Origin of the sequence: Bradyrhizobium manausense (assembly GCF_018129685.1) — a bacterium.
Lineage (GTDB): Bacteria > Pseudomonadota > Alphaproteobacteria > Rhizobiales > Xanthobacteraceae > Bradyrhizobium > Bradyrhizobium manausense_D.
The window spans coordinates 138,574-157,129 of the sequence record NZ_JAFCLG010000003.1 but is presented as its reverse complement, the minus strand read 5'-3'; the positions used below and the strand labels follow the sequence as shown (position 1 = coordinate 157,129).

General features: G+C 64.0%; 19 protein-coding genes. All 19 read right to left on the bottom strand.

Features of this window, described 5'->3' with window-relative positions; translation table 11 throughout:
• Positions 1-19: 19 nt before the first annotated feature.
• The 19 genes from JQ621_RS11100 to JQ621_RS11010 all read right to left on the bottom strand — a co-directional run bounded on the left by JQ621_RS11100 (position 20) and on the right by JQ621_RS11010 (position 18,379).
• Positions 20-502 carry a rod-binding protein gene (locus JQ621_RS11100; RefSeq protein ID WP_212234590.1) on the bottom strand — a complete coding sequence of 161 codons (483 nt, stop codon included), beginning with the start codon at positions 500-502 and terminating at the stop codon, positions 20-22.
• Positions 499-918, bottom strand: a complete 420-nt coding sequence (locus JQ621_RS11095; RefSeq protein WP_212234588.1) for a hypothetical protein — start codon at positions 916-918, stop codon at positions 499-501. The genes JQ621_RS11100 and JQ621_RS11095 overlap by 4 nt, the downstream gene beginning before the upstream one ends.
• A gap of 6 nt (positions 919-924) precedes the next feature.
• On the bottom strand, positions 925-1,677 hold the full coding sequence (gene fliR, locus JQ621_RS11090; RefSeq protein WP_212234586.1) for a flagellar biosynthesis protein FliR: 753 nt from the start codon (positions 1,675-1,677) through the stop codon (positions 925-927).
• Positions 1,674-3,755, bottom strand: coding sequence for a flagellar biosynthesis protein FlhA (flhA, locus tag JQ621_RS11085; protein ID WP_212234584.1), 2,082 nt, complete (start codon positions 3,753-3,755; stop codon positions 1,674-1,676). Before flhA ends, fliR begins: the two co-directional genes overlap by 4 nt.
• An 81-nt stretch (positions 3,756-3,836) precedes the next feature.
• Positions 3,837-4,103 (bottom strand): flagellar biosynthesis protein FliQ, encoded by a 267-nt coding sequence (gene fliQ / locus JQ621_RS11080; protein ID WP_212234582.1) that lies wholly within the window; start codon positions 4,101-4,103, stop codon positions 3,837-3,839.
• A gap of 2 nt (positions 4,104-4,105) precedes the next feature.
• The gene (flgD, locus tag JQ621_RS11075) at positions 4,106-4,528 is read right to left on the bottom strand and encodes a flagellar hook assembly protein FlgD (RefSeq protein ID WP_212234580.1); all 423 of its coding nucleotides are present in this window, start codon (positions 4,526-4,528) and stop codon (positions 4,106-4,108) included.
• Between the two features lie 14 nt (positions 4,529-4,542).
• On the bottom strand, positions 4,543-4,956 hold the full coding sequence (flbT, locus tag JQ621_RS11070) for a flagellar biosynthesis repressor FlbT (protein WP_212234578.1): 414 nt from the start codon (positions 4,954-4,956) through the stop codon (positions 4,543-4,545).
• Positions 4,956-5,300 carry a flagellar biosynthesis regulator FlaF gene (gene flaF / locus JQ621_RS11065; protein WP_212234576.1) on the bottom strand — a complete coding sequence of 115 codons (345 nt, stop codon included), beginning with the start codon at positions 5,298-5,300 and terminating at the stop codon, positions 4,956-4,958. Before flaF ends, flbT begins: the two co-directional genes overlap by 1 nt.
• Before the next feature lie 62 nt (positions 5,301-5,362).
• Positions 5,363-6,409, bottom strand: coding sequence for a flagellar hook-associated family protein (locus JQ621_RS11060; protein ID WP_212234574.1), 1,047 nt, complete (start codon positions 6,407-6,409; stop codon positions 5,363-5,365).
• Between the two features lie 3 nt (positions 6,410-6,412).
• Entirely contained in the window at positions 6,413-7,897 is a 1,485-nt protein-coding gene (flgK, locus tag JQ621_RS11055) for a flagellar hook-associated protein FlgK (protein ID WP_212234572.1), read from the bottom strand.
• Between the two features lie 34 nt (positions 7,898-7,931).
• Positions 7,932-9,167, bottom strand: a complete 1,236-nt coding sequence (locus JQ621_RS11050; RefSeq protein WP_212234571.1) for a flagellar hook protein FlgE — start codon at positions 9,165-9,167, stop codon at positions 7,932-7,934.
• A gap of 102 nt (positions 9,168-9,269) precedes the next feature.
• A complete protein-coding gene (locus tag JQ621_RS11045; protein WP_212234569.1) occupies positions 9,270-9,854 on the bottom strand; it encodes a transglycosylase SLT domain-containing protein in 585 nt (194 codons plus the stop codon).
• The gene (fliK, locus tag JQ621_RS11040; RefSeq protein ID WP_212234567.1) at positions 9,805-11,142 is read right to left on the bottom strand and encodes a flagellar hook-length control protein FliK; all 1,338 of its coding nucleotides are present in this window, start codon (positions 11,140-11,142) and stop codon (positions 9,805-9,807) included. Before fliK ends, JQ621_RS11045 begins: the two co-directional genes overlap by 50 nt.
• A complete protein-coding gene (locus tag JQ621_RS11035; protein ID WP_212234565.1) occupies positions 11,139-12,323 on the bottom strand; it encodes a chemotaxis protein in 1,185 nt (394 codons plus the stop codon). The genes fliK and JQ621_RS11035 overlap by 4 nt, the downstream gene beginning before the upstream one ends.
• Complete coding sequence (locus JQ621_RS11030) at positions 12,320-13,639, bottom strand: MotB family protein (RefSeq protein ID WP_212234564.1); 1,320 nt, start codon at positions 13,637-13,639, stop codon at positions 12,320-12,322. Before JQ621_RS11030 ends, JQ621_RS11035 begins: the two co-directional genes overlap by 4 nt.
• A gap of 7 nt (positions 13,640-13,646) precedes the next feature.
• Positions 13,647-14,354, bottom strand: coding sequence for a hypothetical protein (locus JQ621_RS11025; protein ID WP_212234562.1), 708 nt, complete (start codon positions 14,352-14,354; stop codon positions 13,647-13,649).
• On the bottom strand, positions 14,351-15,976 hold the full coding sequence (gene fliF / locus JQ621_RS11020; protein ID WP_212234560.1) for a flagellar basal-body MS-ring/collar protein FliF: 1,626 nt from the start codon (positions 15,974-15,976) through the stop codon (positions 14,351-14,353). The genes JQ621_RS11025 and fliF overlap by 4 nt, the downstream gene beginning before the upstream one ends.
• A gap of 298 nt (positions 15,977-16,274) precedes the next feature.
• Positions 16,275-17,183 carry a flagellin N-terminal helical domain-containing protein gene (locus JQ621_RS11015; RefSeq protein ID WP_212234558.1) on the bottom strand — a complete coding sequence of 303 codons (909 nt, stop codon included), beginning with the start codon at positions 17,181-17,183 and terminating at the stop codon, positions 16,275-16,277.
• 287 nt (positions 17,184-17,470) lie between these two features.
• Positions 17,471-18,379, bottom strand: coding sequence for a flagellin N-terminal helical domain-containing protein (locus JQ621_RS11010; protein WP_212234556.1), 909 nt, complete (start codon positions 18,377-18,379; stop codon positions 17,471-17,473).
• Between the last annotated feature and the right edge of the window lie 177 nt (positions 18,380-18,556).

Below are 18,556 nucleotides of genomic sequence, written 5' to 3'. Positions count from 1 at the left end.
TCATCACCCATGTCGCGATTCAGCCTCCGGCCTTCCCTGTCACGTCCGGACCCGCCGGATGCGCAGCCGCCAGCTGCCTGGCAATTCCGATCCCCTTGCCCTTCGCAAGCTGGGCGCCGAGCTGCTCGGCCAGCATCGATTTCCAGATGCCGCCGGCAGTGCCTTTGCCGAACACTTCCTCCGACTCCTTCGGCAGCATTGTCTCGACAAAGGTCTGGAGCACGAACGCTTCGAACTTGCGATATACCTCGTCCTGGCCGGGCTTCTTGATCACTCGCACCGGCGGTCCGTTCACCACACCCGATTGCGCCTCCGCCAGTTGCCCTGCGGATTGATCGGCTGCCGCGGCGGCCGCCTTGCTGGCTGCCGCGTCCATCGTGGCGGCGAAATCGGCGTCCGACGATTTGAGCGCCTCGAGCTTCGCGGCCGCCGCGCGCTGAGCCACCGGGTCGGCGGCGTCGAGAACGTCGAGAACGAGGTCGGGCGTCGTTGTCACGATCATGTCTTGATCCGCCTGGCTGGCCGCGGCGCCAAATCGCGCACAGCGGCATGTGTCTCCGTCATGTCCTCGAGCGAGCGTTTCTCGGCGTCGCGCAGCTTGTCGGCCAGCGCGGCCCTGGCGACTTCCTCGAGCTGTTTCACGCGCCGGTTCTCCGAACGGACCCTGTCGAGCTGCATCGCGGCGCGCTCCTGCACGGCGCGCGCGCCGACGCTCGTCCTGTTGAGCCGCAGCGCGATCGAGTCGCTCGACGATCCGGCCGGCACCTTCCCTTCGTTCAGGGTTCCAACCAACCACGCCTGCTCGTCCTGCATGATCTGCTCCTGCTGCCGCAATTGCGCGAGCTGCCATTCCGACAGCCGCAATTGCAGCTTCACGAGCGAGACGATCCGGCTGAGCTTGTCCGCGCGCGATGTCATGACCCATCATCCCCCCAGCCATGACGACATGCCGAGCGTGAACTGCGTCAGCAACTCGTCGCTAGTGAGGTAGAGCAGCAGGAAACCACCGAGCAGGACGAACGGCACCGAGACGAAATAGACCGGAATCGCCGGCGTCAGCTTGTTGATCAGACCGACCGAGAAATTGACGACGATGGAATAGACGATGAATGGGCTGGTGATACGGAGCGTGAGCACGAACGCGTCCGCGAGGCGGCTCACGAGCTGGTTCAGCGCCATCTCGCCAGTCAGCTTCTCGCCGGGACGCCAGACATCGTAAGAGTTCATCAGCCCGCGCAGCACCTGCCAATGCTGGTCGGTCAGGAAGAACAGCGTGGTGACGGCGGCCATAACCAGCGGCACCACGGGCGGCGCCGGATCGGTATCGCCGACTGGTGTGCCCGGGATGCTGCTGAGCCCGATCGCGCTCGCCATCACGGAGAGCATGGTCTGGAGCGCAAGGAAGAACACGCGCCCGCCGAGGCCGATAACACTGCCTACCACGAGTTCCGTGGCGATCAGCAGCGCGAGCGTGAGCGGCGAGGCACCGTCCACGAGCGGTTTCAGGACCGAAACCAGGATCGGCGTCAGCGCGAACGTCGTGACCAGCGCGACGAACAGGCGGATCTGCGGCGGAACGTTCACGCTGGAATAGCCCGGCACCAGCATCAGGCAGGCGCCGATGCGGCAAAACACGATGAACGTGGCGAGCAAATTGTCGGTGAGGCCGCCGATCACGAAATGGCTCCGAGCGCCCGGATCTCGGCGCTGCGGGCAACCTCGACATGCGACAGGATCGGCAAGGTCGGGAACACGCGCTCCAGGATCATGCGGACATAAGGGCGCGCCTCCGGCGTCACCGCCAATACAACGCTGGTGCCGTCCTCGGTGAACTTCCGGACCGCAGCGCTGGCTTCCGTCGCGAACTGCTCGATCAGCCGTGGATCGGCATCGAACTCGACGACGTCGCCCTTGCCATCGCGCTTCAGGCTCTGGTGGAAGGCCAGGTCCCAGCGGTTGCCGAGGCGCAGGACGTTGAGCACGCCATTGTCGGAGAGATCGCCGCAGATCTGCTGCGCCAGCCGCATCCGCACGTGCTCGGCAACCTGCTCGGAGCGGCGCACATGGGGCGCGATCTCGGCGATCGCCTCCAGGATCAGATGCAGGTTCCGGATCGACACCCGCTCGCCCAACAGGATCTTCAGGATCGCCAGCAAGCCGGAATAGGAGATCTGCGACGGGCAGAGATCGTCGACCAGGCGCTTGTACTCCGGCTCGAGCCGGTCGAGCAGTCCGCGCATGTCCTTGTAGGACAGAAGCTGGGAGAGATTTGCCCTGAGCACTTCGCTCAGATGGGTGAGAAGTACCGACAGATTGTCGACCGGCTTGCAGCCCTGCCGCCTGACCTCATCGGCAAAGGCTTCCGTCACCCACAGCGCCTTCATGCCGAAGGCCGGCTCGATCACCTCGTCGCCGGGGACGTCGGGCTTGCCGTCCTTGTCCACCAGCACCATGATCTCGCCGATCCTGAGCTCACCATGGGCGACGCGCGTATCGTGGATCCGGATCTGGTATCCCTTGGGATCGATCGACAGATTGTCCGACAGCTTGATCTCGGGAATGACGAAGCCGTACTGCTTGGCGAACTTCTTGCGGATCTTGCTGACGCGGTGGGCCAGCTCGTTGCGCGAGCCGAGCAGGTGAACCGACAGATGGCTGCCGAGCGACAGCTCGATCTCGGCGGTCTTGAGCGACTCCTTGACCGATTCCTTGGCTTCGGTCTGCGCACGCTCCTCCGCCTTGCGCGCGTCTTCCTTCTGCTTCGCGGCCGCCTGCCTCCTCGGCAGCGAATAGCCGACGAAAGCCATGACCCCACCCAGCAGCACGAACGGCGCCATCGGCAACCCCGGCATCAAGGCCAGCACGAACATCATCAAGGACGCCGCCGATACTGCGCGCGGATAGCCGCCGAGCTGCCGGAGCACCGCCTGTTCGGCGGAGCCCCTGGTGCCGCCTTTGGAGACCAGGAGGCCCGCCGACAGCGACACGATCAGCGCCGGCATCTGCGTGACCAGACCGTCGCCGACGGAGAGTTTTGTGTAGACGTCGGCGGCGCGCGACAACGTCAGACCGTGATGGGTGACGCCGATGATGATGCCGCCGAAGATGTTGATTGCCGTGATGATCAGGCCGGCGATGGCATCGCCGCGCACGAATTTCGAGGCGCCGTCCATCGCGCCGAAGAACGAGCTCTCCTCTTCGAGCTCGCGACGCCGGCGTTGGGCTTCCTTGTCGTCGATCAGGCCCGCGGAGAGATCCGCGTCGATTGCCATCTGCTTGCCGGGGATGGCATCCAGCGTGAAACGGGCGCCGACTTCGGCGATACGCGTTGCGCCCTTGGTGATCACGACAAAATTCACCGTGACCAGGATCGCGAAGATGATCAGTCCGATCACGAAGTCGCCGCCCATGACGAACTTGGAGAAGCCGGCGACAACGTGGCCGGCAGCGGTCTCGCCCTCCCCGCCCCGCGACAGGATCAGCCGGGTGGTCGCGACGTTGAGCGCGAGCCGCAGGATCGTCGCGATCAGGAGCACGGTCGGGAAGGCGGAAAAATCGAGCGGCCGCTGAATCCATAGCGCGACCATCAGGATCAGCGCCGCCAGCGCGATCGAGAAGGCAAGGCCGAGGTCGATCAGGATCGGCGGGATCGGCAGGAACAGGATCGTGAGCATGGTCACGATACCGCCCGCGAAGAAGGCATCCGCGCCGAAGCGTCGCGGGTTCGGCAGGCTAGCAGCTAACGTATCGGCCATGGGTCACCGGGCAGCAGGGTCCGCCCTGCAATTTGCCCCGCAAAGCTTACGCGAGGGTGGTGGCCGGGCCCGGCCCGCGGATCAGAAGCCGTGCTCGATCCGCGAATAGACCATCTCGGTGAAGGTGGAGAGATGCGCGCCGATGAAGGAGCCCGACAGAGCCACGACCACGAGGATGACGACGATCTTCGGGACGAAGGTCAGCGTCGCCTCCTGGATCTGGGTCAGCGCCTGGATCAGCGCGATGACGATGCCGACCAGCATCGCCGCGCCGACTGCGGGTCCGCAGGCGACCAGGATGGTCCAGATCGCCGACTGGACGAGGTCGAGGGCGTCGCGCTCGTTCATGGCTAGTTGCTGATCGTGAGGCCGGGGCCGACCGCGACCTTGGTGCCGTCCTGAAGGGTCGCGACGGAGCCGTTGCTGTTGATGGAGATCGAAGCGACCTTGCCGGTAAAAGTCGCTCCGGTCGAGTCGGTGAAGCTGACGTTCTTCCCGATCAGCCCGTCCGCCTGCGACAGCGACTGGGAGGACAGCAGCGAATCGAGCTTCGTATTGGTCTGCATCGCCTGCTCGACCGTGGAGAGCTGGGCGAACTGGCTCATATACTGCGACGTATCGGTCGGATTGGTCGGATCCTGGTTCTTCATCTCCGCGATGAGGAGCTGGAGGAAGGTATTGTAGTCGACGCCGGTGCTTGACGTGGACGAAGTGGACGACGTCGAGCTGGTCGAGTTGGTGCTTGTGGTGTCGGTCGCGCTGGTAACGTTCATGTGTCTCTCCGCTGTCAGGCAGCCTCGAATGGGGCCACGGGGGTGGCAGCCCCGGACAGGATCGCCTGCTCCAGGGGAAACAAAGCCCGGATCCGCTTGAGCGCTTCGAAGTAGCGGGTGCCGACGACCATCTCGTCGATCGCGGCAAGCCCGTCGAGCATCTCGCCGTTCTCGCACACCGCACACAGCGCCGCGTGATGCTGCCCGTAGAGCGAAGCGGCGGCGGCGACATCCGTCGGGTTCATCAACATCAGCTGGACGATAAAATAGAGCTGGCGCATCGCCGTGGTGGCGTCGGAAGCCTGCATGACCTGCCCTTCGAGCAGGAACATCACGTCGTTGACAAGCTCGAGCGAGACCTTGCGGTCCACGCGCAGCACCGCGCCGTTGATGTAGACCCGTTCGCCCGCCCGCAAGGAGATCTTCATCAGAGCGCGTCTCTGATCAGGCGGTTGATTTCGATCAACTGCGCGACGTCGTTCGATCGTTCCTCACGAATGCGATCGGCTTCCTTGACGACCCACAAGCCGATCGAGATGATGTCGGCGCGCAGCTGCTCGGGCAGCCCGTTATCGGGATGCGCGAGATCCTCGATGAAGATGGTCCACAGCCGCCGCACATAGAGCAGGCTGTGGACCTGGTCTTCCATGCTGAAGCGCTCCTTCTGGAGCCGCTCCAGTCGGTCGATGCCGAGGCTGAGCGCCTGGCGCTCGCGCCCCCGCGCCTCCTGGCCGCTGTCTTCAACGACCGTCTCATAGGCTTCAAAAGTCATCCGAACAACTCTGTGCAGGAATTTCCAGGAAACTGAATCGAGAAGGCGAGGGCCGCACAGGCTCAGAGATAGTTGACGAGGCTGATCTTCTGGAGCTGCGAAGTGAGCGCGAGCGCTGTCTGGATCTGCGTCTGCAGCGCACTGACGCGCGTCGACGCTTCCGCCGGATCGACCTGCTCCATGCCGACGATCTGGTTGTTCAGAATGTCCTTCTGCGTCTTGAGCTTGTCGGTCGCGCTGGTGATCCGCTGCTGGACCGTGCCGACGTCGCCCCCCAGCGTCGCGAGGTCGGTGATGGCGCTGCCGACGAGGCCAATGGCCTTGTCCACGACGACCTGGAACGTCGATTGATTGAGGTTCGCGTTACCGAGATCGGCCATCATGGTGTAGGCCTCGGCGAGCTTGCGGAAACCGGTCTGGTTGGCGCTCACGGACGTATCGGCGATCTCGGTGGTGGAGATGCGGCTTTGCATGACCTGGTCGGTGGCCGTCGACCAGTTGGTGTTCCAGGCCGGGCTCGCGAATTCGGCGTCGAAGGGGCCGTTGAGGAACGTCTGCATTTGAGCCGGCGTGATGTTCGCCACACTAGGCGATGATTGCGTGAAGCCGAAAGCCGCATTGAAATCGAAATCGACCTGGTTCTTGCTGGCCGAGCCAGCCTGATAAGCCGTGATCGGCTGGTTCTGCGTGTTGATGCCCGAAAACAGGAACGAACCATTGTAGGAGACGTTCAGCGCGCCGATCAGATCCTGGAGATTGGAGGACGCGGGCGGCAGGATGATCCGCCCGCCACCATCGGTGCTGCGCGCTGCGATCAGGTCCTTGAGGAAGTCGGTTGCGGTCGAGCCGAGCTGGGTGATGCGGTCCTGGGTCACGTCCAGGCGTCCCGCGACGAGCCCGTTGGTATCGACGAGCTGATCGGCGAAGTTCAGGTCCGCACGCAGGGTGACGTCGCCACCCGTCGTGGCACCCAGCTGGAGCCCGACATCGGCGAAGCGGCCCGTCGTCGCTTCCGTCGACGCCTTGCTGAGCAGGGCCTGGTTGTTCGTGATCGAGTACCTCAATGACGAGGACAGCATCAGGGTGGAAATGTAGTTTGCGCTCATCATGGTTCAGTTCCCCACGGCTGCCAGCAGGCTTTGCAACATTTGGTCGACGGTCGTAATGATCTTCGACGACGCCGAATAAGTGCGCTCGACCTGGAGCATCAGCGACATCTCGTCGTCCATGTTGACGCCGCTGACGTTCGACAATGCCGTCGTGCTGCGGGTGAGCAACGTATTCTGGTACTGGGAAATGTCGTTGGCGGTCTTGCGCTGGTTTTCGATCCAGCTCGTCGACGATGCGGCGTAGTCGATCAAGCTGCCGTTCGGCTTGCCTTGCGTGGTCGGATCGAACGGCTGCGACGCATCCATGTTGCCGATGAGCTGCTGAAGCCGGGCCGAATAGCCGCCGTTACCGGCGATGTTGTATTTGTAGGCGACGTTGCCACTGATGGCGCCGTCACGCAGCAGGTTGGGATTTCCGCTCGGTGTGGCGGATGGGTCGACTGAGGCTGCGACCGAGATTGTGCCGGCAAGACCGACCAAGACGGTTCCGCTCGCGGGCATCGTCGGCGCGCCGGGATAGGTAAAGAGACCCGGGACGTCCGGCAGCGTTGGAACGGCGGACTGATCACTCTCCTTGAAATCATTGATCAGGCCGCGGGCGACCTCGTCGAGCTGGCTCTGGTACGTCACCGTAGCATTATCGCGCAGCTCCGCGAGGCCCGCGATCTTGCCCGACTTGAGCGGCATGACCGCGTTGGCGCCGGTCACCGGCACGCCGTCGATATAGACCGCGTTGCCGGTGGTGCCCGGCGTGTAGGCGCCGGTCGGCACAAAGCTCACCGTCCGCGCCACCTTGTCGAACAGCACCCCGCCATTGTCGGTGTAGAGCGCAGCGTCCCCGTTGGTACGGATCGTCATGGTGACGCCGACTTCCTGCGACAGCTTCGAGACGATGTTGTCACGCTGATCGAGGTAGTCGGTGACGTCGTCGCCGGTGATGGTACCCTTCACGATCGCGGTGTTGACGGCGGCGAACTGGCTCAGAAGCTGGTTGATGTTCTGAACCGATGTCGCCATGTCGGCGTCCGCGCCTTCGCGCACGGACTGCACCGTCTGCGTCGCCTGGTTGAGCGAGGTCGCCATGTCCTTGGCCGACGCGACGGCCGCCTGCGCCAGCGTGGCGTTGTCGGGAGCATTCGCATATTGCTGGAGCGCCTGCTTCAGTTTGTTGAGCGCGGCGGTCGGCGACTGGTCGAGCTGCGGATCGTCCACCGTGGCAGATGCGATCTTCTGGAGACCGTCATAGATCGCGCTCTGGGTGGCAGCCGCGGAGGTCGCGGTCAGAACATTGCTGTACAGGCCCGAGCTCGCGGCCCGCTGGATCGCAGCGACGTAGACGCCGGCACCGGGAAGATTGTCCAGCACGGTGATCTTGCGCGAATAACCGGTCGTACTTGCGCCGGCGATGTTGCGCGAAATGCTCGAGGACTGGACGCCCGACGCCACGAGCGAGGAGCGGGCGGAGTCGAGAGCTGCGGTAAGGGACATGATTTGCTCTTGCCCGGAATCGGCGCCGAAGGATTCAGCGCTTCAGGTTGACGACGACGTCGAGCAAATCGGCGCCGGTCTGGAAAGATTTGGAGTTCGCGGTGAAACCGCGCTGCGCCTCGATCATCGAGGTCAGCTCGTTCGCGAGATCGACGTTGGAGTCCTCGAGCGCACCGGACTGGATCGAGCCGAGCCCGCCGCTGCCGGCATTCGCCGCATGCGCGGTGCCCGAATTGAGGTTGGTCGAATAGACGTTGCCCGCCTCCGGCGTGAGATTGTCGGGACTCTCGACGTCGGCGAGCATGATCGTGAAGAGTGTCGTTGTCTGGCCGTTCTTCAAAATGGCAGTCACGTGTCCCGCAGTGTCGACATCGACCTTGTCGATGCCGGAGGGAACGCTCCCATTGACGTTCGCCTTGAAGTCGAAGCTCGAGGCGACCTGCGTCATGGCCGACATGTCGATCGTGAAGGCGGAGCCACCGGGGACAGTCACCGTCAGCGAGCTTGGGCCGGTGATCTTGCCCTTTCCCGCCGCGGTGGTGTCGAAGTTGAACGTGCCAAGACCACCCGCAAGCGGCGTGCCCGCGGCTGAATCATAGACCTGGATCTGCCACGTGTCCGTGCCGGGAATCGATCCGGTCTTTGCCATGTAGACGTCAAGCTTCTTGGCGTTTCCGATGTTGTCGTAAGCCACGATCGAGCTCTTCGACGAATACGAGGTCGGGCTCGGCGGCAGACCCGCCGGCGGAATGATAGCTGCGCTGGGATCCAGGTTGCCGGTCACAGTCGCCAATGTCGAAGGCACAGGCACCTGCGAAATGTTTGCGACGTTCACAATCTGCATTCCGGACAGACTGTTCTGCGAGAAGTTGGGCACGAGGCCCGGCTGGCCCAGAAGGTAGAAGCCGGCCGCATTGACGAGATTGCCCTGGCTGTCCGGCACGAACGAGCCGGCACGCGTCAGGAACTGTTGCGAATTGGCGGCATTCGATACCACGAAGAAGCCATTGCCCTGAACGGCAAGGTCGGTCGTCGACGTTGTGAATTGCGTATGTCCGGCATCGGAGATGGCGTAGCGAACGTCGGTCTCAACGGCGCCGGAATCGTAATTGCCCGAGCCGCTCTTCAGGATCAGCGAGGAAAATTCGGTCGAAGCCCGCTTGTAGCCGGTGGTGTTGACGTTGGCGATGTTGTCAGAAACCGTCGACAGCTTGTTGGATTGCGCAGACATTCCCGAAACGCCGGTGCGCATAATACCATACAGGCTCATGAATTGGGCTCCTTTGGAAGATTGTCGTTACAATGGAACGTCTTGCTTGCGCGGGGCTGATGATTTGCCACGATGCACAACTTCATGCGGCGCATCGTCATCTCACGTTGTTCCGGGCTGGCAGAACGAACGCGCCTTGTCGGTCCACGCGCCGAAGCCGCTGGAGACGAGATGCGCGACGATGTGACAGACGTAGCGCTTCTGCGCAGGTTGATTGTTGGGACCGGCATTGTAGCGCGCAACCGCCATGGTCCAGCTTCCCTCGCGCTGCTTCAGCTCCTTCAAAAATCGCGCGGCGTAGTCCACGTTCTTGGCCGGATCGAACATCGCGCGCACCGATGTGAACTTGTCGCCGTGAAAATAGTGGTTGATCTGCATGCAGCCGAGATCGATCAGCTTGATGCCCCTGGCTCGCATGGCCTCGAAATTGGCGATTGCATCGTCCATGTCCTTGGCGAACACGGTCTGTCCTTCGGCGCCAAGCGCGTAGGGATAGAGTGCACCGCGCCGCCCGGCTTCGGTGAGGCCGACGGCATAGAGAATGCCGAGCGGAATCCCGTGCTGCTGCGACGCCCGCGCCATCTCGCGCTCGCAAGGGCGCGCAGTGTCGGTCGTCGCCGCTGCGGCGGCGGTTACGTTACAGATAAACAGGGCCGCGACGAGTATGCGGCGCCACGTCCTGATCATGGCGTGCCTCCTGATTGGGCGGCTGGTCTTGCCGGGCGCCGCCGTCCGATTGGCCGGACGACGCCCCCGCGCCGCCGAACGCGCCCTGCGACTGGGACGATTGCTGTTGCTGGCCCGCGAGCTGCGGCTGCGACTGCCCTGAACCGGACTGGAATCCGTCGAGCGAGCCATGCTGCACCGGCGCGACATCGGCCACATAGCCCGCTGACTGCATCAGGCCGCGGATCTGATCGCGCTGCTGATCCAGCATCGTGCTGGTATCCTTGCGTTCGGCAGCAAGCTGGACCGACACCTCGTTGCCCACGAGACGCAGGCGCATGGTGACGTTGCCAAGCGACGGCGGCTCAAGATTGACGGTGAGGATCTTCAATGGCTGATCCGCTGAATTGCTCTGCGCGCCCGCGAGATCGGCCGCGGCGGACGCTCCCGGCGCCGCCGAATCCTTGAGCTCGGACACCACGGCGTTTGCGACCTGCTGAGTGGCGCTGAACTGTCCGACAGGAGGCAGATGGGTCTCCTGCTGAACCACCGTGACCTTGGTCGCCTCCGGCAGGACCTCGCGGCCCGCCGACTTTGCAGCGCGCTCGACATTCGCCGCGATGGCGTCGAAGCCGGGCGTGACAGCAGCGGCCTTCGATTGAACATCGCTTCCCTGCGGCATCGCGGCATCCTGAGCGCCGATAGCCGGTTGTGCATGCGGGCCGGCATCGCCCGGGGAACGCGCGGCGGTCGAGGTCGCGACGACCGACGGAGCGACGGCGCGAGCGACGTCTGTCGACGGCGCCTTTGCGTCGCCGATGCTTTGAACCTCGCGCTTGGCTGCGCCAGGACGCTCGCCCCGGCCCGACGTCTCCTTGTCGCCCGACGGCTGCGGCGTCTGCGCCATCACCGCTTGCGCGGCCGCAAGCTCCTGCCCAACGATCGCCGGAAGGTTCAATCTGGTGGGAACATCCGCCTTCGCAGCCTGATCGGCTTGCTCCTGCTTGTTCGACGACCTGCTCTCTTCGGCGCGTCCGCGCACTGGTTCGTCCTTCGAATTGTCATGCCCGGTCAGCCGGGTCACACGCGGCCGCATCGGGGCGGCGTTCGTGGTCGTGTCGGTGCCCTGATCGTCCAACGCCCGTTTGGCCATGTTCGAAACGGTATGAAGCAGGTCATGAAACGAGGAATCGTCGGCCACTTTTGCGCCCGTCATTGCCGCACCTTTCGTCGCACGGGTCACCCCGCGCGCGAGGCTTTCGGCGAGACCCGCGAAAAGCTGTCCAGAGGTTCCACTGAGCTTGGTCATGGACGGCGGTCCTTGGTGAGAAGCTCCAGTTCGTCGAGCTGCGTCCTGGCGCGCGCAAGCATCGCGTTCGAGGAGGCGAGATCGATCCGCGCCGGCGTCGGCGGTGGCTTGTCGGCCGACATGACGGCGGCCGGACCCGCGACCGGCTTGCGGACGTCGAGCGCAAGCTGGAGCGTTGCATTGAGGAGCAGGACGTCGCGCTCCGCCAGCTTCGACCGGTCGAGCGCCTTCAGCTCGGCGACGCCGCCGTCGTACTCGTCAGTGAGCGCGCGGGATGCGCCGCGGTACAAGTGAGCGCGCTCGCGGTCGGCCGTCGCGTCTGCGCTGAGCGTCAGCGCTCGCTCGCCCGCGAGCCTGACGACGGCAAGCTTGCCGCGGATCAGCGCGCCGCGCGCGATCACCAAGTAAAGCTTGAGGCGGCTGGCACGGTCGATCTGGTCCAGCAGCGCCGCGATCCGCGCAAAGCGGCGATCGTCAAGCGCAAGGCTTGATTGCGTCAGGCCGGTGGAGAAGCGCTGCCAGAAATCGCCGGCATAGACCGAATTGCGGTAGTGACGAATATAGGCCAGCGTCAGGAACTCGAACTTGTCGAAATCCTCGGCTTGCCCGACCAGCAGGATCTCGCGCCGCAGCGCCGCCTCTTCGACGAGCGTTCCCGGCAACAGCAGGCGTGCATCGTCGAGGCGCTCGATGGCGAGCGACGCTTCGGACCGTGCGAACAGCGCGCCCTGGACCAGCGCCACCTGCCCGCCCATGCCGGACGAGATCGTGCGCGGCTTGACGTCCTTGAGAAGGTCCCTCGCCTCGTCCTGCCGGCCTTCGACGTAGGCGAGTGCGCCGTCGAACAGCGCCTTGTCGACGTTGATCTTGTCGCGCGGCAGCTTGCGGACGATCTGCGGCGCGCCGCCGCTCAGCAAATAGATCACGACCGCCTGGCCGTTCTGCGGATTGCTCCACACGCCGGGATCGGCCGCGAGAAACTTCTCGCCGATCTGGCGGATCAGCGCGAGGTGGCTGCCATGCGCCGCCGTGTCGCCATGGGCGATGCCGTCCTGCACCGCCTGCAAGGCGCGGACGATCTCAAACGGTTCGCCGGAGGGCGGGGCGGCTTCGGCAAGGGCGCGGGTCGCCATGAGCGACAGCGCCACCAGCAGCGCGGGACGGAGCAGCGGCCTGGTCAAGGGCGCTTCTCCCGGATCAGGATCTCGATCCGCCGATTTTGGGCGGCTGCCGGATCGTTCTGGAGCTTCGGCCGCCGATCGGCATAGCCTTCGACATGCTCGATCCGCTGCGCGTCGATTCCGGAGCGGACAAGCATGTAATAGGCCATCTGCGCCCGCGCCGTCGACAGCCGCCAATTGTCATAATTGTCGGACCTGTAGGGACGGTTGTCCGTGTGACCACGCACGATGATCATGCCGCGACGCTTCGCGATGATCGGACCGATCTTGTCGATGACGCGAACAAGCTCGGGTCGCGGCTCGGCCGAGCCGACCGCGAACATGCCGAAGCTCGCATCGTCGGTCAGGCTGACCAAGAGGCCCTCCTCGACCTGGCGGACCTCCGCCACCGGCCCGGCGCCGGCCTTGATGTCGGACAGCGCATCGGCGATCGCGGACTGAAGTTGCTTCACGGTCGGCTGCTGGGCCTGAGCGGCCTCGCGTGCTTCGGCCTCCTTCGGGGCGTCGGCAGGATGGCCCTGCGGCGCGGCGTTGGCCTGAAGGTTGGGATGTGCGTTCGGCTGAACGCCAGCATCTCGCGCAGCCGATGAAGGCGCCGGACCCGGCGGCAACAGGGGCGACACACTCGCGGACGACGCCGGCGCGTCCGGGGCAACGCTGCCGCCGGTATCATCGGTCCGACCGCGTCGCGGCTCGCCTTGATTGGCCCCGGTCGCATTGTCACGTGCGGACACATTCGCTTTCGGCTCGCCCTCCATGATCCTGTCGGCCTCCTTGGAAGCCTCGGGCGCGAGCTTCCAATAGCCGGGATCGAATGGATCGCGATAGGCATCGCCGCCCTTGAGGCCGTCTTCCTCGGCCGACGTCAGCGCGCCGGCGCGCCGCTGACCCGATGCCTGATTGGAGCTGGCCGCGATTTCGGCGAGCGTTGCATAGGGATCGCGGAACAGCACCTTCTCTTCATAGAAAGGCGGCTTTTCGGCCGTCGGCGAGTCGCCGCGGCGTTCTTCGTTCGGCCCGTTCGGCTGCCGCTTGCCATCCTGGCCCTCGAACGTCGTCGGCTCCTTCTTGGTGAGATCCTTCAGTCCCTTCGGTGCCGGCGCATTCTCTGCGAGCTTGATCGGGTTGAAGTAGCTCGCAACCACCTGCTTCTGGTCCTGGTTGAGCGCATTGAGCAGCCACATCACCAGGAAGAACGCCATCATCGCGGTCATGAAGTCCGCATAGGCGATCTTCCAGACGCCGCCATGCCCCTTCTCGTCTTCGAAGGCGCTCCGACGACGGATGATGACGAGTTCGTGCTTGACCTCTTCCATGGTGCAGTTACCGGCGCGCCCCGTTCAGCCGATCCATCCAGGTCGATATCTGCGTCTCGATCGTGGTTTGATCGGCAAGGACCCGAACCTCGACGGTGTCGGCGGACTGGTATTCGACGCCGGTGCGACCGGCCAGATTGAGCTGCGTCCTGACGAGGTCGATGAGCTCGCTCGGTCCGGTGACACGAAAGGCCGAGACCGGCGAGTTGGATGTCAGCGCCGATATCTGCTCGACCAGGGAGTCGATCGCCTTGTCGCGGACGGCGTCAGCGAGGAACGGCAACAATATCCGCGCCACCGAGCTTGCGATATTGCTCTCGATCTCGCGGCAAGCAGCCTCGAAGCCATTGACGATCGCGACCGCCTGCTGGTCGGACCATTTGGCGCGTTCTTCGCCAAGGCGTATCGCGCTGCGGACCCGCTCTTCGGCGATCTTGGATTCGCCTTCCGCAAGACCTGCCGCATGACCGCGCCGATAAGCATCATCGAGAAGATTGACCGGCGGAGCTTCCGCTGCGGACGCCGCGGCCGGCGACTGAAGCTGTGGCTGCGATTGCGCCGGACGCTCCTGGCGCTGCGGTTGAGGTTGCGGCTCGCGCCGGGCCTCCTTCTGCTTCGTCAGCACGTCCTGGATCTTGAGCGGCGGAGGCGGCGGCGCCTTGGCCCGGCCGTTGGTGTCGAATTGCGTCAGCAGTTTTCCGATTGCCGCGTTCATGCCGCCTCCTCGCGTCGCATCCAGTCTTTAAGGATTGCTGCCGCCTGCATCTGATCGAGGCGAACGATCTGCTCCAGCCGCTTCTGCGGCGTACGCTGCATCTTGCCCTCGAGGTCCTCGACGAGGTTTAGCTCCGGGTCCTGGCTGTCGGCCAATGCGAGGGCCGTAGCGGCTTCGAGCTCGGCGGCCTCGGCAGCCTCGGTCTGCTCCTGTGCCGCCCGATGGGTCAGGATGCCGTTGACTGCAGGCCGAAGTCCGAACCAGACCAGCATCGAAGCGACCGCCAGGATCGTCACGGCGTTGATGACGCTGCCGAGCTGCTTGTTGATCATTTCGACGAAGCTGATCGGCGGCACTGGCGCCAGATCACGCGAGCCCTCAATGAAGTCGACCGCCGTCACCTGGATCTGGTCGCCGCGCGCCTTGTCCAGACCGCCGGCAGTCGCCGCAAGCTGGCTGATCTCGGCGAGCTTGCTGTCGACGATGGCCTGGTTGGTCTTGTCGCCGAGATCGGCGACCAGACGTGTGCGGTTGACCAGCACCGCGATGAAGAGCTTCTTGATCGAATAGCCGTCACTCACCGTAGTCGTGGTCTTGGACGAGACCTCGAAATTGGTGACGTCCTCGCGACGGGTCTTGTCCTCGCTCGAGTTCTTGGTGCCGCCAGCATTGACCTGCTGGTCAGGAAGGTTCTGCTGGACCGTCGTCGGCGTCGAGCGGTCGGCGTTGGATGACTTCTCGTTTTCGCGGACATTGCGGACCGAGCGTTCGGCGCGTGTCTCTGGATCGTAGACGGTCTCGTTGGTCTGGCGCTTGTCCGTGGAAAGCTGCGGCGCGACACTGACCTCGAAATTGTCCAGGCCCAGATAGGGTGTCAGCGCCTTGCGGATGTTTTCCTGCACCATCCCGCCGACAGTTTTCTGGAGGCCCGCCATTCTGGTCGGCGCAGCACTGGCCTCGTCCTCCTCGGCCAGCAACATCGATCCGTCGGCATCGAGCACGGTGACCTTGTCACGCGTCATGCCGGGAATGGCGGCTGCAACGAGATGACGGATCGATTGCGCCGTGCGCGCCTCGATCGCACCGTCGGTACGCAGAACGACAGATGCCGAGGGTGGCTGCTGTGTCGCGCGGAACGAGCCGCGCACCGGCATCACGATATGCACGCGCGCGGCCTTGACACCCTTCATCAGCTGAACGGTGCGCGCGATTTCGCCCTCCAGCGCGCGAAGCTTGGTGACCTCCTGCATAAAAGAGGTCAGTCCGAGCGATCCGATCTTGTCGAACAGCTCGTAGCCGGAATTGGCGCTGGTCGGCAGCCCCTTCTCGGCCAGCAACATCCGCGCCTGCGCGGTCTGGCTTGGTCGTACCGAAACGGTGTCGCCGGCGGCGTTGATGTCGAAGGCGATGTTCTGCTCGCGCAACGCGGCGCCGATGCGCGTCACGTCTTCGCGGGTGAGGCCGGTATAAAGGGCTTCGAACTCCGGCCGGCTCAGGTAGTAGGCCCCTCCGACCACAGTAATGAGGACGGCGAAGCCGATCAATCCCAAGGCCATCAGACGTCGCGGCCCAAGTTCCAGCAGATTGTTGAGCAGCTGCTGTAGCTGCGCGCGACTGAGCATATGACCTCGTACCAATGCGAATGGTAACGACACTCCGCCGCCAACCTTGTCTGAAGGTTGCGCGTGGACACGGATGTGTCAGTTCGCAGGCGAGGCGTTGCAGTTTTGCAAAGATCTTGGGGTGAGGCAGTCGGATCAACGGCAACAAGCGACATGCGTTCGCACGGCTGTGCTAAAGTACTCGTTGCGCGGCGTCCGGCATCAGGAGATCGATTGCGGGCACATCATGTGCCGTCATGTCGCCGGCCACGGCGGGACCGTGCTCCCATGGGAGCACGGTCGCTTCAAACGCCCGGGTTTACTTGAACAGCGACAGGATACTCTGGCTGTTCTGGTTGGCGATCGAGAGCGCCTGAACGCCGAGCTGCTGCTGGGTCTGCAGCGCCTGAAGGCGGGTGGATTCCGCATTCATGTCGGCGTCGACGAGCTGACCGACGCCGCGCGTCACCGAGTCCATCAAGGTCTTGACGAAGTCCGTGTTGGTCGCGATGCGGTTCTTGACGGCACCCAGGTCGGCGGCGGCCGAAGCCACCGCGTTGATCGCAGCAGTGACCTGCGTGATGTAACCGCTGAGCGTGGTCTGGTCAGCCGCCGAGTCGGTCAGCGTGCTGATGTCGATCGTGTTGACCGACGCGCCGCCGCTGACCTTGTCCAGGATGCCGCTGGTGGATGAGGTGTAGAGCGAATAGTTGGAGATCGTCAGGGTGATGGAGCCGATGGTCGGGGTACCGCCGACGCGGGAGAACGACGACACGAGGTCGAAGGTCGCGGGCGTCGCCGTCGTGGTGCTGAGCCAGTTCACGCCGTTGAAGGTTGCCGCGGACGCAGTGCCCTGCATCTGCTGCTGGATCTGGGTGATGTCGGCCTGGATCTTGGTGCGATCGATACCGGCAGTCTTGGCTTCGACCAGCAGCGACTGCAGCTTGGTCAGGCCACCGGTGCTGTCGCCGACAACCGCGGTCAGGGCGGTATATTCGGTGTCGACTGTCGCAGCCGACAGACCGAGCGAGTCGGACACCGCCGAAAGCGCGGCGTTGTCGGCGCGCATCGAGGTCGCGATCGACCAGTAGGCGGCGTTGTCCGAAGCCGTGGCCACGCGCTGGCCGGTCGAGATCCGGTTTTCAGTCGTCTGCAGGCTGGAGCTGACGTTGCGCAGCGTCTGCAGCGCGGTCATCGCAGCGGAATTCGTGAGAAGGCTTGAGCTCATGTTTTGACGTCCCCTTGAAAACGAATTGAAATGTTCGGGACATACCGGGCTTGCACCGGTACGACGGGGCGGCATCATGCCTTTGGGCTGCGGAAAAGCGCGCTCAACCTGTCGTATCCGCGGCCATAGCACGCGAAGTTTGCGCGAGGCTTGCGGCCTGCAACCCGAACGCAACAGAGCGAAGCCGATCTTGCGCCGCAGGCCTTGCAGCACGTGAACGACGCAGGCCAGAAATGAAAAGGGCCGCGCTTGCTGGAAGCGCGGCCCCTCTCAGATGGTTTTCAGACTTAGCGGAACAGCGACAGGATGCTCTGGCTGTTCTGGTTGGCGATCGAGAGCGCCTGAACGCCGAGCTGCTGCTGGGTCTGCAGCGCCTGGAGGCGGGTGGATTCCGCATTCATGTCGGCGTCGACGAGCTGACCGACACCGCGATTCACCGAGTCCATCAGGGTCTTGACGAAGTCCGTGTTGGTCGCGATGCGGTTCTTGACGGCGCCGAGATCGGCGGCGGCCGAAGCCACCGAGTTGATTGCAGCAGTGACCTGCGTGATATAGCCGCTGAGCGTGGTCTGGTCAGCCGCCGAGTCGGTCAGCGTGCTGATGTCGATCGTGTCGACCGATGCACCGCCGCTCACCTTGTCCAGGATGCCGGTGGTGGACGAGGTATAGAGCGAATAGTTGGAGATCGTCAGGGTGATGGAACCGATGGTCGGCGTGCCGCCGACGCGGGAGAACGACGACACGAGGTCGAAGGTCGCGGGCGTCGCCGTCGTCGTGCTGAGCCAGTTCACGCCGTTGAAGGTTGCCGCACCAGCGGTACCCTTCATCTGCTGCTGGATCTGGGTGATGTCGGCCTGGATCTTGGTGCGATCGATGCCGGCGGTCTTGGCTTCGACCAGCAGCGACTGCAGCTTGGTCAAGCCGCCGGTGCTGTCGCCGACAACCGAGGTCAGAGCGGTATATTCGGTGTCGACGGTCGCAGCCGACAGACCGAGCGAGTCGGACACCGCCGAAAGCGCGGCGTTGTCGGCGCGCATCGAGGTTGCGATCGACCAGTAGGCAGCGTTGTCCGAAGCGGTGGCCACGCGCTGACCGGTCGAGATCCGGTTTTCAGTCATCTGCAGGCTGGAGCTGACGTTGCGCAGCGTCTGCAGCGCGGTCATAGCGGCGGAGTTGGTGAGGAGGCTAGAACCCATTTTGATGTCCCTTTGAAGATCGAGTTGTTTTGGGGACATACCGGACTTGCACCGGTACGACAGGGCGGCGTCATGCCTTTGGGCTGCGGAAGAGCGGGTTAAGGCCCAACCTGTCGTACGGCGACCGTAGCGACCGAAGCTTGTGCGGGGCTTGTGGCTCTGTGTCCCCAGCGCAAC